The sequence below is a fragment of the Paenibacillus sp. FSL R7-0204 genome, from assembly GCF_038002225.1.
Lineage (GTDB): Bacteria > Bacillota > Bacilli > Paenibacillales > Paenibacillaceae > Paenibacillus_AQ.
In genome coordinates this window covers 4,216,225-4,229,754 of record NZ_JBBOCA010000001.1, presented here as the reverse complement: position 1 = coordinate 4,229,754, position 13,530 = coordinate 4,216,225, and the positions used below count along the sequence as shown (strand labels likewise).

The following is a 13,530-nucleotide window of genomic DNA, read 5'->3' as shown; positions in this document are numbered from 1 at the left end:
GTTCAAGTTGGCCGGAGGGGCGTTTTTTTACTGGAGTTGATGTAAGCTGGATCTGGCCGTCCGGCAAGAAGCGATTTGACTTAAGTGCAGCCTGAATGAGAAAATGTATGCGTGTACATCGAGTTGTCTATTCAGTGAGGAGGCACCAAATGAAACAGCTACGCATTGGAATGATAGGTTATAAATTCATGGGCAAGGCCCACAGCAACGCTTACCGCAGTCTGCCAATGTTCTTCCCCAAGGCAGTTAAGCCGCAAATGTCGGTCATCTGCGGACGTAATGAGGAAGCGGTTACAGAGGCGGCAGCACAGCTTGGCTGGTCGGAGAGTGTGACCGACTGGAAAGAACTGATCGCACGCAGCGATATTGATCTGGTCGATATTAATGCGCCAAGCAATGCCCATAAAGAGATTGCACTTGCGGCTGCGGCAGCAGGCAAGCATATCTTCTGCGAGAAGCCGCTAGCCCTGAATCTGGAGGATTCCCGCGAGATGCTGGAGGCTGCCGAAAAGGCTGGAATTGCGCATATGATTGGCTTCAACTACCGTTTCTCCCCGGCGGTGCGGCTGGCGAAGCGGCTGATCGAGAGCGGCCGGCTGGGCACAATCTATCACTTCCGCGCATGGTTCCTGCAAGACTGGATTCTCGATCCGGAATTCCCGCTGGTCTGGCGGCTCCAGAAGGAGGTTGCCGGTTCGGGATCGCATGGTGATCTCGGGGCGCATCTGATTGATCTGGCTCATTTCCTGGTCGGAGATGTAGAGGAGGTTATCGGTATGAGCGAGACCTTTGTCAAGGAGCGTCCGCTGGCAACGGAGATGACGGGGCTGAGTGCCAAGGCTGGCAAGGATGCGCCGCGCGGTCCCGTAACCGTGGATGATGCAACATTGTTCCTGGCCCGCTTTGCGAACGGTGCACTGGGCAGCTTCGAGGCAACGCGGTTTGCCGCCGGACATCGTTCGACTAACTCCTTCGAGATCAATGGCAGTCTCGGCAGTGTGAAGTTTGATTTTGAACGGATGAATGAGCTGGAGGTCTACCTGACCTCGGATGACGAGGATGTGCAGGGCTTCCGCCGGGTGCTAGCCACCGATCCGTCCCATGACTATTCGGAAGCGTGGTGGCCGCCGGGCCACACCATCGGGTTCGAGCATACCTTCATTCATGAGATGCTGGAGCTGTCGAATGCCATTGAGGAGGGACGCCAGCCGGAGCCGAACTTCAACGACGGTGTGAAGTGCCAGGCGGTGCTCGAAGCGGTCGAGCGTTCGATCGAGCAGCGGCGCTGGGTTCCGATATCTGAGATGTAAGGGAAGACAGGGAAACACCGCCGGCTACTTGATGGCCTGCGGTGTTTTTTGGGCTGTGGCCCGGACAGGCCGGAAAGGCGTATGAGCCAAATGTATGCGGAAAACCGAATACATTTGCTGCGGTGGAGGCGCGTGGACCAAATGTAGTCGAAAAAACGACCACATTTGGACTGTACGCGCCACATAGGCCGGATGGTCAGCAGTAGCGCCCCATTCTTTCACCCTTGTTTTCGTGCCTGGGAAGGGGTTAGACCCTTGTACTGCTTGTACAGCTTAGTGAAGTAATTCGGATTGTCACAGCCGACCCGGCCTGAGATCTCGGTAATCGTCAAGTCCGTCTCCAGCAGCAGCCGCTGCGCCTCATCCATTCTGCAGAAATTCACATAATCGATGAACGTCCGGCCGGTGAGCTTCTTGAAGGTTTTGCAGAAATGAAAAGGGTTCAGATTCACAAACCTGGCAGCGGTCTCAATCGACATCTTCTGATCTGCGTGGTTCTCCAGGTGTTCCAGCAGCGGCTTGAAGCGCTCACGGTGGATCGAATGGCGTTCGCTGTGCTCCCGCTCGCTGCGTTGCCGGGCCGGGAAGGCCCGGGACATCAGGGTGAAGAACAGGTGCAGCTGATTCTTCACCACGAGCTGAAAAGCCGGCTGCTTCGCCTCCACTTCGGCAATCACCCGCTCCAGCAAATGATAATACGCGGCGCATTCAGGCTGCTGGGCGGCAGGCATAACCGGGAACTGATTCAGATTATTGAGGTACGGAGCTACAAATTGCTCATGCTGGGAATCCTGGTTCCGGTCCTTGAACAGCGAGGCATGGAATACAATCGAGACATACGACAGGTCACCGCTGCACAGGCTATAGCCGACATGAAGCCCGCCGGAGGGCACCATCAGAACATCCCCCGGCCCGGCTTCATAAGGCTTGCTGTCCACATGAAAAATGGCCTGACCTTCGCGCATTATGATTATCTCGAAATGCTCATGCCAGTGCAGAAACAGGATGTTCTGTTCAGGCGATACCTCCCGGCAGTTGTTGAAGAACAGACGGAACGGATACGTTTTCTCTTCCAGCCTTGGATATTCCTTAAGTTCCTTCGGATAGGTCATGCTTGGTTCAACTCCCGCAAGATTCAGCTAGTTTAGCACAAGATAAGTAGAGATTTTGCCCAAAATGAGCGATATACTAGGAATGTTGCATTAACTATAAACCAATATTGGAGTGGCATACAAGATGCAGGATACATTAAGAATCGGAACACTGGTTGGAGGCGGGGATGCGCTCAGAGTCATTCCTCAGATTATAGGACATGGATTCGAGTCCTTCAGCTTAACCTTTTGGCAGACTACAGGGACTACTGATTTGGCGGAAACAGCGGCACGGGTGCGTGAACTGGCTGCGGAGCATGATTTCACAATTTCTTCAGTCGGCATATTCGGGAATCCGCTTACAGGGACAGGTGACAATTCAGATACGGTTGCCAGCTGGGAACGGCTGATCGACCATGCCCATTTGTTCGGGACGGATCTGGTCTCCGGCTTCACCGGACGTCTGCCTGGCGTATCTATAGATGAGTCGATTCCGAAGTTCGCTGAGGTGTTCGGTGAGCTGTCGAAGCGGGCGGCGGAGCGCGGGGTCAAGATCGCTTTTGAGAATTGCTCGATGGATGGGAACTGGCGGGCAGGGGACTGGAATATTGCTCATAACCCCACAGCCTGGGAGAAAATGTTCAACGCCGTGCCTGCCGATAATCTCGGCCTGGAATGGGAGCCTTGCCACCAGATGGTGCAGCTGATTGACCCGATCCCGCAGCTGCGCAAATGGACGGACAAGATCTTCCATGTCCACGGCAAGGACGCAACCATCGCCTGGGATATTATCAAGGAATACGGAATCCATGGGCCTAAGCCTTATGTGTGGCACCGGACACCGGGCTTCGGGGATACGAACTGGACCGATGTGATCTCGATTCTTCGTCAGGCCGGATATAAGGGGACGATCGATATTGAAGGCTGGCATGATCCTGTCTATCGTGACGATCTGGAGATGACCGGTCAGGTCCATGCACTGAATTATCTCAAAACCTGCCGGGGCGGCAGCTTCATCCCGAACCCGGTGTAACAGGAGGAACAAGCTATGACGGCAGGATATCGTGTGGTTGTGGCGGGCTGTGGGGCCATGGCTAATGAATGGATTACCTATGCACTGAAGCATGCTGATGGAATTGAGATTGTAGCGCTCGTGGATATCCGGCGGGAGTCCGCTCTGGCCATGGCAGAGAAGCACGGGCTTACTTGCCCGGTATTTACTGATGTGGAAGAGGCGATTGCCGATACAGCGGCTAATCTGGTATTCGATGTGACGGTGCCCGCCAGCCATTACAATATTGCCAGCAGCGCGCTTGAGGCCGGTTGCCATGTGTTCGCGGAAAAGCCGCTGGCGGAGACGATGGAGCAGTGCAATTCAATCGTCAGCATTGCTGAACGTACCGGCAGGAGCCATGCGGTGATGCAGAACCGGCGGTATGATCCGCGCATCCGCTCATTGCGGGAGCTGATCACTTCAGGGGCTATAGGGCGGACAGGCTCAATCAGCGCGAATTTCTTCCTGGCTCCGCATTTCGGCGGCTTCCGGGATGCGATGGACAGCCCTTTGCTGCTGGATATGGCGATCCACACTTTCGATCAGGCCCGCTATATCAGCGGCGCTGATCCGGTAAGTGTGTATTGCCAGGAGTTCAATCCGCCGGGATCGTGGTATGCGGGAAATGCGGCGGCGGTTTGTATTTTTGAAATGTCGGACGGCTCCGTGTTCTGCTATCAAGGCTCCTGGTGTGCGGAAGGTGCGCCTACATCCTGGGAAGCTTCTTGGCGGGTTCAAGGTGAAAAGGGCGCTGCGATCTGGGATGGCCGGGATCTGCCATATGCCGAGGTGATTAGCGCCGGGAGTGAACACTCCGGCCAGTTCCTCCATGAATTCGAGCGGGTGGAAGCGCCGGAGGTACAGATGGAGGAGACCTTCCACCAGGGCTGCCTCGATGAAATGTTCCGTTCGCTGGCCGAAGGCCGTCCGGCCGAGACGGATTGCCGCGATAACCGCTATAGCATGGCCATGGTGCTGGGCGCTCTGGAGAGTGCGCGGACTGGCCGCAAGCTTAGTATTGCCGAATTCATAGAGGGGGTTGAGCTGGCGGGGAGTAAGGCGTAGGAGATTTTAGCAGGGGAAGCAAAATGGAATGCAAAAAGGCATGGGGAAAGCCCCATGCCTTTTCTTTTACCGCCGTCTTCTCAATTCTGGTTATTTATCTGTCCCCAGTAACAAGTTCACAACCGTATCCAGCTGCTGCTCCAAAGAATAAGGGTCCTCCATGACAAATTCATCATGATAATTATCCCCGTATAAGAAGACTTTTCCATTCTTCACGGCAGGTACACTTTTCCATATATCACTTTCCATTGCCTGGTTTGTAATCTCAGCATCGCCATTATAGACAAAGATATAATCACCTAAGTATTCAGGAAGCACCTCAAGCGAGATTGATTCGAACCCCTCTTTCATATGTAAGGCACTTTCTGTTGGAGGCAGCTGCAGCATTTCGTAGATAGTGGAGGAACCATAATTTCCGCCCGTTGCTGCTAACACATAAACCGTTTTTTCGGCAAACTGTACGATGGATACCGTCTCGCCTTCTTTAATGACGTTAGAGACCTTTAACCTTGCTTCAACAACCTTCTGTTCGTATTCCGCAATCCATTCCTTTGCCTGCTGTTCTTTTCCGAATATCGAGGCTACTCGTCTGAATTTATCAAGCGGTCCGGCCGTTGACAGCTCTTCCCAATAAGGCAGAAAAACAGTGGTGCCGATCTTCTCATATTGGTCAACATAATCTTCGATGGAACCGATAATGAGGTCTGGCTCCAGCATGGTCAATTTCTCCAGATTCATCGGGAATTCTCCCAGATCTTCGATTCTTTCGAGTGTTTCTTGTGGAATCTCCGCCTTGTCCATCCAGCCTTCGTCGAGCATAAACGTTCTTGCCCCGACGGGGACAATGCCCAGTTTCAATAAATGGCCCATATATTGGTCTGCCGCCACTTTTACCGGCTCTGCGGGTACTTCAATATCTCCTCTTGGCGTGGATACGATCCGTGTCTTCGGACTTTCTTCAGAGGCAGCCGGAGTTGCTTGATTTACGTTAGTGTTCCCGCTGCTTGAATCCTTTGCTGCTGTGTTCGTCCCGTTGGAGCAAGCACTGAGCAGCAGGGAGCCGCACAGCAGGATAGCAGCCATGGCCACAGATCTCGTTGGTTTAAACATATGTATTTCCCCTTTGTCCGTATTATGATAATGATTATCATTATTAATATACAGATCCGCACTATATTCAGAAATAGAGGATGTGGGGAAGTTTAATGGACTTTCAGCAACTTTGTGCTGCTCCAGCTCTCTATTTCTATGATGAGCAGGGGCTACACCTTTTCGTTTTTTATAAATCCTGCTGAAATAATACACGTCTTGATACCCGATGCTGGCCGCAATCTCCCCGACAGAAGCATTAGTTGTCATTAGAAGCTCTGATGCAAGGTCAAGCCGGTAGCGGATTAAGTAATCAATCGGACTGATGCCTGTATGCTCCTTAAATAAGGATGACAAGTGATAAGCACTGAAATTGAATACTTCGGCAAGTGAATCTAAGGTAATAGGTTCCGCATAATACTCCTGGATATAAGTGATTACCTGGACTGCAACAGAAGTTGTTCTGACCTCGGTCTTATGCTCTTGCAGGCGCAATTCCTTTAACGTCAGATGAACGAACTGGTAAAAAAGTGCTTTTACCTGAAGTCGCTCTTCCGGCTTGTCCCATTTCTGATGCATCTGCTGAATTCTGTTATACAGTAAAAGCGGTGCCTCAGGGCTAAAGCAATACTGCGATTGAAAAGGATTCGCTTCATGGAGCAAGGCTTTGTAGTAAATGATGTAGTAAATAAATTTATTGTTAACCGAAACGATGCTTAGGGCCGCCCCTTTGCCGCTATGTAAAAGTTGAAAGCCTGTGCAAGCAAATTCAGCCTGGTCTACCTGAACTTGTGCGCTTCCTTGTACCGACAGTAAGAATATATTGGCGGATATTATGAACGCAGGAAGAGCTTCGCCTTGTGCTAACTCCATCTGCCGGATATCCACCAGCCTAATTGAAGCCTGATCCCAAAGTAATAATTGATTGCTGTTGTGCATGATGCGTTATTCCCCTCCGTTATCTGTCTGCTTCTCATTTTAAATGATAACCATTATCAATGACAGTCTGAATAATAATCGTGAAATTGAAAGTCACATAAATCCATATTATCCTCACATCGATGTATTCCAGATCTGTGCAATGAAGACTAGAGTAAATAACAGATAGTGGATGTAACGAACAAGGGGTGATCTTGATGGATGAGCGGTTAAGAGTTGTGATTGGGAGCGGCGGAAGTCGGCATAACCAGGGTTGGCTGCATACGGAGGAGTCGGAGCTTAATCTTTTGAATGAAGAGGAGTGGGCCAACAGGTTCAAGAAAAGCTCCATACAAGCAATCCTTGCGGAGCATGTCTGGGAGCATCTGAGGTATGAGGAGGGGATACAGGCGGCCCGAATCTGCTATTCGTATCTGGCACCTGGCGGGTATATCCGCTGTGCTGTGCCGGATGGGTATTTTCCGGATGAAGCTTATCAGAGAATAGTACAGGTCGGGGGCCCGGGTCCCCTGGATCATCCGGCTGCATCCCACCGCATCGTACATAATTACAATACTCTGGAAGGCATGTTCATGGCGGCTGGATTCGAGGTCAAACTGCTGGAATATTGTGATGAATCCGGGAAGTTTCATTATAACCACTGGGATGAGGGCGGAGGGTTTATCTACCGCTCCGAGCGCTTTGACCACCGTAATACAGAGGGAAGGTTAGGTTTTGTCTCGCTGATTGTGGATGCCGTTAAGAGATAACACATAGTATCTCCACCTGGCAAAAAGGCTGATCCCCGCAGCACGATTCGCTACGCTAAGATCAGCCCGTCCTTCATTCTACCCGCCCGGGCTAGAAGCCCCGGTACTGCGGTTCTTCCTTTTCCAGCTCAGTTACGCGTCCTTCCACCTGCTGGACAACCTGCTGGGTCTGCTCGGCAGCTTGGGTGAACAGGGTCTTGGCTTCCTCGTTTTGAGTCTCCATGGCGAATTGCTCCAGGCTGGCCTGGGCGCTTTTTAGCGAAGCTACGCAGGTCTTGACTTGTGAGGCGACAGTCATCAGGCATTCCCTCCTTCATATCATAGAAATGGATCATCATCCATGGATTCTAGTATCTGCATTCCCGCTGCTCATATTCTGGAAAATAAATCTATACTCACGAGAGCATAATCAACCGGAACGAAATCTTATGGTTAATTCACCCCTGGTTTGACAAATACTGAAGCAGAATGCCTGAGCACACAGAGCATGAAATATCAATACAGGGGGTTATTCGAATGCCTGAAGCGCTGGAGGTTGTCCTGCGGACCTTGTTTGCAGTGGTCGTAATGTTTTTTCTAACCAAGATACTCGGTAAACGGCAGGTTTCGCAGCTGTCTTTTTTTGAATATATTACGGGAATTACGGTGGGGAGCTTGGCGGCGTATATCTCGCTGGATACGGATAAGACCTGGCATCTGGGCCTGATTGCCTTAGGCGTCTGGGTTGCCTGCTCGCTTGGAATCGAATATCTGCAGATTAAGAGTAAGAAGGCCCGGGATTTCATTGACTTCAAATCGACGGTGCTGATTAAGGACGGCAAGATTCTCGAGAATAATATGAAAAAAGAGCGTCTGAGCGTCGACGAGCTGCTGGAGGAATTGCGTAAAAAGGATGTCTTCAAGGTGGCCGATGTGGAATTTGCGATTATGGAATCAGATGGTGCGATTAATGTGCTTTTGACCAAGGAGAATCAGCCCTTCACCCCAAAGGATCTGGGAATAAAGGTCGCCCCGGAGAAGGAGACGCTCGCTGTAATTATGGATGGTGAGATTCTGGATGAGCCTCTGGATACGCTGAATCTGTCCCGGAAGTGGCTGCAGACCGAGCTGGAAAAGCTGAATCTGAGCGTGAAGGATGTTTTCCTGGGGCAGGTAGATTCTTACGGTGAGCTTACCGTGGATCTCTATGCCGACAATGTGAAGGTGCCGCAGCCGCAGGATAAGCCTCAGCTGTATGCGCTGCTGAAGAAATGCGAAGCCGATCTGGAGCTGTTCGGTCTGTCCACCAAGAACAAAGCAGCGAAGCAAATGTACGGAAATTGTTCAGAGCAATTGCAGGAGCTGCTGCAGAAGCTGAAGCCTTTTATCCAGAACTGACAGCAGTTGACCAAGCGGGCAACAGGGGGAGATTTTCCATTCGGGCGCTGTAGAGGTATACTATAATCGATTTCATAGGATCTATTTCAAGTAATAGGGAGGATGCTGCCGATTATGGACTATGTGAAGCTGGGGAAGACCGGACTGGATGTATCACGGATCTGCCTGGGGTGTATGAGCTATGGGGTGCCGGAGCGCGGAGCCCATCCCTGGTCGCTGAATGAGCAGGAGAGCCGGCCGTTTATCCGCAAAGCGCTGGAGCTGGGCATTAACTTCTTCGACACGGCTAATATCTATTCGGATGGGACCAGTGAAGAGATTGTCGGACGGGCCCTCAAGGAGTTCGCCACCCGTGACGAGATCGTGCTGGCCACCAAGGTGCACGGGCGCATGCGTCCCGGCCCCAATGGCGGAGGGCTGTCGCGCAAAGCCATCCTGAGCGAAATCGATCACAGCCTGAAGCGGCTGGGCACAGATTATGTGGACCTGTATCAGATTCACCGCTGGGACCCGTCCACGCCGGTTGAGGAGACGATGGAAGCCCTGCATGATGTGGTCAAAGCGGGCAAAGCCCGCTATATCGGCGCTTCCTCCATGCCTGCATGGCAATTCCTTAAGGCACTGCATACCGCAGAGCGCCATGGCTGGGCCCGTTTCGTGTCGATGCAGAACTATGTGAACCTGCTGTACCGGGAGGAGGAGCGGGAGATGCTGCCCCTGTGTGAAGCGGAAGGGATCGGCGTAATTCCGTGGAGCCCGCTGGCCCGCGGCCGCCTGACCCGGGACTGGCAGGAGACTAGCGCCCGTTCGGAGAGTGATCAGTTCGGCAAGCTGCTGTATTCACAGACGGAGGAAGCGGACCGGCTGGTGGCCCTGCGGCTGAAGGAAATTGCGGAGCAGAGGGAGATTCCCCGTGCACAGGTGGCACTGGCCTGGGTGCTACAGAAGAAGCCTGTCACGGCGCCGATTGTCGGAGCAACCCGGATGAGCCATCTGGAGGATGCTGCCGCAGCGGTTTCGCTTATCCTCACCGATGAGGAAATCCGCCGGCTTGAGGAGCCATACGTGCCTCATCCGGTGATGGGCTTTTAGCACAGACATCATATGATAATGTGAATGAACAGGAGCCGGATGACGGCTCCTTATTTGTTCGTTCTATACAAGGCGCACATAAGAAATTAACAAAAAAGCAAAAGAAGCGGAGGGGGAATTGGAACTGTAGGAGCGATAGCGTACGCCTGAAAGCTTTCCGAAGGAAAGCTCGCATCGTAAGCATAGGCTGTGTTTGGATTTCTAACGCGAGGAGCGTTTCCAATGAGGAAAAGTACATCTTATAGCTTGAATACTTACTATTATATAATGTAGGCGCTTTCTGGTATGATTAGTTTATATGTACATACCTTTTTTTGGAATAGGATGGTGTTATTATTCATGAATCTTCAAGAAGCAACCGCTCTAATTGAATCGATCCGAAGCAATCTGGCAAAAGTTATCGTGGGCAAAGAGAGCGGTGTGAACCTGCTGCTGACGGCCTTGCTGGCGAATGGTCATGTGCTGCTGGAGGATGTGCCCGGCACCGGAAAGACACTGCTCGCCAAAACACTGGCCCGTTCCCTGAACTGCACGTTCAAGCGGATTCAGTTCACACCTGACCTGCTGCCGTCCGACTTAAGCGGGATCAATTACTATAATCAGAAGACCGGCGAATTTCAATTCCGCCCCGGTCCGGTATTTGCCAGCATTCTGCTTGCGGATGAGATCAACCGGGCCACGCCGCGCACCCAGTCCAGCCTGCTGGAGTGTATGGAGGAGCGGCAGATTACAATTGACGGCGTGACGCATGAGCTGGAGCGGCCGTTCCTGGTTATTGCTACGCAGAATCCGGTGGACAGCCAGGGGACCTTTCCGCTGCCTGAAGCGCAGCTGGACCGGTTCCTGATGCGGATTACCAGCGGGTATCCGACATTTGAGGAAGGGGTACATATCCTCCAGAGATTCCGCCAAAATAACCCGCTGGAGGATACCTCTGCGGTGGCCACGGCCCGGCAGATTCAGGACATTCAACGTCTGGCTGCGGAGGTTGCCGTAAGTGACGAGCTGCTCGCTTATATGATGCGTGTAGTCGAGGCCACCCGAACCTCCCCGGCGGTCCGGCTGGGAGCAAGTCCCCGGGCAGCTTTTGCCTTGCTGCGCGCCTCGCAGGGGTACGCATTGATCCAGGGCAGAAGCTACTGTATCCCGGATGATATCAAAGAGGTTGCGGTTCCTGTGCTGGCGCACCGGCTGATTCTTCAGCGTGGTCCCGGAGTCCGTGAAGGCCAGTCGGCAGAGGTAGTGCTCCAGGTGCTGCGTGAAATTGAGGTGCCTGCTGAGCCTGCGGTCCTGTCCAGAGGCGGAAGGGTGGAGTGACCCATGTCGCTGCCGTGGTTCATCGCAAGCACGTTCGTTCTGCTGGTCCTAATCTCGCTGATCTATGACCGGAATGCACTGAAGAAGGTCAGCTATACCCGTTACTTCTCTGCCAAAGCGGTGTACGCCGGAGAACAGGTAGAAATGGTTGAGGAGATTATGAACAAGAAGCTGCTGCCGCTGCCATGGCTGCGGCTGGAATCCAGCATAGCCAAGGGGCTAGAATTTGGTAACCAGGAGAATCTGGGCATCAGCAGCGGAGAGATTTCCCAGAATCATGTCAGCCTGTTCTTCCTGAGGTCTTTCCGCCATATCAAACGGCGACATAATATCACCTGCAGGGAGCGGGGACTGTTCGTCCTGGAGACGGCAACCATGACTACCGGCGATCTGTTCGGACTGAGCCGCAGCGCCAAGACCTTCCCGCTTCATCTGGAGCTGCTGGTCTACCCCGGATTGCTGCGTTTCCATGACCTTCCGTTGCCGGTTCACAGCTGGCTTGGAGAGCTGCCGGTCAAGCGCTGGATTGTTGAAGATCCGTTCCTGACCGCCGGTACAAGAGAATACAGCGCGGGGGATTCTCTGGCGAGCATTAACTGGAAGGCGACTGCCCGGACGGGAAGTATGCAGGTGCATCAAAAGGATTACACCGCCGATTCCCGGCTGGTCATCTGCCTGAACGTAGAGACCAGTGAGTCCATGTGGAGAACGGTTACCGATGTGCAGCGCATAGAGCTGGGTATCCGCTATGCGGCAACTGTAGCAGAGTATGCGATCAGCCACGGGATTGAGGTCCGGCTGCTCAGCAATGGAAGACTGGACGGCAGCGGGGCGAGAGATTCGGTGGACACCTGGTCCATTGCCCATACCGAGGAGTTCCTTGGCCTGTTGGCCAGACTGAATCTGGACCGGACCGTGCCGATGAGCAGGCTGATGGAAATTGAAGCGGACAAGGGTGTGGGAGATATGGATTATCTGATCATTACCTGTCACCGGGGGGCAGAGCTGCAGCTGGCTGCCTCAGGGTTAAGCTTTCTCGGGAACGGTGTAGAGTGGCTGGATATTCCGGCAGAAGGGGGCGGTGAGCTATGACTTCCCGAATCCCGGATGCCTTCAAAAAAAACTTCTTCATATGGATGTCTTCCCTCATCGAATGGCTGCTGCTGCTCCCGGTATGGCTGGTACTCCAGACTTATTTCCAGCCGGAGGCTGAGGCGCTGCGCTGGATCTATCTGCTGCCGGTACTGGCTGCAGTTGGTGTACTGCTGCGGATGATATGCAACCGCCGCTGGAAGCAGCTGCTGGCGGCGCTGGTTCTCGGAGCTATAGCAGCTGCACTAACCGGTACACTGTCACTTATGGGTCTTCCGCTGGCAGCCGGAGCGGCAGTATCCGCCTTCCTTGGCATGACAGCGGCTACACGGGTGAACCGGCTGTGGCTGTATATCAGCGGGATTATACTGTATTTTGTCGCTTCTATTGTCTTCTCGCGCACACCCGGTCTCCAGCCGAGTGCAGCGGTGCTCACCTGGAGCGGCAGCTTGTGCCTGATCCTGGCACTGCTGGCTACGAACAGCACCCACCTGCGCTATAGCTCCTTGAACGGAAGTGCGGGAAGTCTGCCACAAGGACTGCGGCGGCATAACCGGGTATTCGTGATTGGCTTTATTATCCTGGCAGCACTGCTTGCAGCGGGGGGCGGTAGGGCGCTAGGAATGATGCTATGGAATATGACGCGGGCATTCTTCGCCTGGCTCAGCCGGTTATCCTCCGGTTCTGAGGAGGCACCGCCAGCAGAGGCACCGCCTGAGGCTATCCCTCCCATGCCGTCAGTGGAGCCGAATGAACCGGGCTTGCTGTCGATGATTCTAAATATAGGCTTCTATATTCTAGGAGCGGCAGCCATTCTTGCGGTACTGTATTTTATCCTGCGTTGGTTATACAGAAATACAGGAGGCATCCTGCGCAGAACGATGGACAGGCTGCTGTCCCTGCTTCGCAGAGAGACGCCTGCGGTTTCAGGGTATCAGGATGAGGAGACCAGCCTGTTCAACTGGGAGCAGACCATTCAGGACTTCCGCCAGTACATGCGTTCCAAGCTGACACCCGCCAGCCGCCGGGACCGCTGGGAGGGGATGGATGGAAGCCGCGAGCGCATCCGCTGGCTCTACCGGCACTGGCTGCGGGCCAGACATGCGGAAGGGTATGAGGTGAAGCCCTACCTGACCCCGCAGGAGACAGCTGCGGATGTAGCTGCCTGGTCGCAAGGCCAGAAGCGCTCAAGCAAATACGCTGACGGAGATGCCTCTGTCAATGACCGGCTGCTCGGCCTATATAACAAGGCCCGCTATGCCGAGGAGGAGCTGGCTGAACTTACTGCCGCTGAGGCGGCAGCGCTTAAGGAGCAGTTGAAGCTGTAGCTGAATCATCTCATTCAGCGAATATGG

Annotated in this window: 12 protein-coding genes; 9 read left to right on the top strand and 3 right to left on the bottom strand. The window is 53.3% G+C overall.

Features of this window, described 5'->3' with window-relative positions; all coding sequences use genetic code 11:
- Positions 1–149: 149 nt before the first annotated feature.
- Positions 150–1,310, top strand: coding sequence for a Gfo/Idh/MocA family protein (locus tag MKX42_RS18630; RefSeq protein ID WP_340753813.1), 1,161 nt, complete (start codon positions 150–152; stop codon positions 1,308–1,310).
- A 218-nt stretch (positions 1,311–1,528) separates the two neighbouring features.
- Here MKX42_RS18630 and MKX42_RS18625 read toward each other — a convergent pair whose 3' ends face one another.
- The gene (locus tag MKX42_RS18625; RefSeq protein ID WP_340753812.1) at positions 1,529–2,422 is read right to left on the bottom strand and encodes a helix-turn-helix domain-containing protein; all 894 of its coding nucleotides are present in this window, start codon (positions 2,420–2,422) and stop codon (positions 1,529–1,531) included.
- A 124-nt stretch (positions 2,423–2,546) separates the two neighbouring features.
- Between MKX42_RS18625 and MKX42_RS18620 the strand changes: the two genes are divergently transcribed.
- Positions 2,547–3,434 carry a sugar phosphate isomerase/epimerase family protein gene (locus MKX42_RS18620; protein ID WP_340753811.1) on the top strand — a complete coding sequence of 296 codons (888 nt, stop codon included), beginning with the start codon at positions 2,547–2,549 and terminating at the stop codon, positions 3,432–3,434.
- Positions 3,435–3,449: 15 nt separating this feature from the next.
- Positions 3,450–4,520: a Gfo/Idh/MocA family protein gene (locus MKX42_RS18615; RefSeq protein WP_340753810.1), complete on the top strand. Its 1,071-nt coding sequence runs from the start codon at positions 3,450–3,452 to the stop codon at positions 4,518–4,520.
- Between the two features lie 90 nt (positions 4,521–4,610).
- Here the strand turns inward: MKX42_RS18615 and MKX42_RS18610 are convergent, their stop codons facing one another.
- On the bottom strand, positions 4,611–6,548 hold the full coding sequence (locus MKX42_RS18610) for an AraC family transcriptional regulator (protein WP_340753809.1): 1,938 nt from the start codon (positions 6,546–6,548) through the stop codon (positions 4,611–4,613).
- Between the two features lie 197 nt (positions 6,549–6,745).
- Here MKX42_RS18610 and MKX42_RS18605 point away from each other — a divergent pair, with 197 nt between their 5' ends.
- A complete protein-coding gene (locus tag MKX42_RS18605; RefSeq protein ID WP_340753808.1) occupies positions 6,746–7,297 on the top strand; it encodes a class I SAM-dependent methyltransferase in 552 nt (183 codons plus the stop codon).
- Positions 7,298–7,388: 91 nt separating this feature from the next.
- Here MKX42_RS18605 and MKX42_RS18600 read toward each other — a convergent pair whose 3' ends face one another.
- Positions 7,389–7,595, bottom strand: coding sequence for a DUF1657 domain-containing protein (locus MKX42_RS18600; RefSeq protein ID WP_209986222.1), 207 nt, complete (start codon positions 7,593–7,595; stop codon positions 7,389–7,391).
- A 218-nt stretch (positions 7,596–7,813) separates the two neighbouring features.
- Here MKX42_RS18600 and MKX42_RS18595 point away from each other — a divergent pair, with 218 nt between their 5' ends.
- The 5 genes from MKX42_RS18595 to MKX42_RS18575 all read left to right on the top strand — a co-directional run bounded on the left by MKX42_RS18595 (position 7,814) and on the right by MKX42_RS18575 (position 13,503).
- The gene (locus tag MKX42_RS18595) at positions 7,814–8,674 is read left to right on the top strand and encodes a DUF421 domain-containing protein (RefSeq protein WP_340753807.1); all 861 of its coding nucleotides are present in this window, start codon (positions 7,814–7,816) and stop codon (positions 8,672–8,674) included.
- A gap of 114 nt (positions 8,675–8,788) precedes the next feature.
- Complete coding sequence (locus MKX42_RS18590; RefSeq protein ID WP_340753806.1) at positions 8,789–9,766, top strand: aldo/keto reductase; 978 nt, start codon at positions 8,789–8,791, stop codon at positions 9,764–9,766.
- A gap of 339 nt (positions 9,767–10,105) precedes the next feature.
- Positions 10,106–11,083, top strand: coding sequence for an AAA family ATPase (locus MKX42_RS18585; RefSeq protein WP_340753805.1), 978 nt, complete (start codon positions 10,106–10,108; stop codon positions 11,081–11,083).
- A gap of 3 nt (positions 11,084–11,086) precedes the next feature.
- Positions 11,087–12,175: a DUF58 domain-containing protein gene (locus tag MKX42_RS18580; protein WP_340753804.1), complete on the top strand. Its 1,089-nt coding sequence runs from the start codon at positions 11,087–11,089 to the stop codon at positions 12,173–12,175.
- A complete protein-coding gene (locus MKX42_RS18575; protein WP_340753803.1) occupies positions 12,172–13,503 on the top strand; it encodes a hypothetical protein in 1,332 nt (443 codons plus the stop codon). The genes MKX42_RS18580 and MKX42_RS18575 overlap by 4 nt, the downstream gene beginning before the upstream one ends.
- Positions 13,504–13,530: the final 27 nt, after the last annotated feature.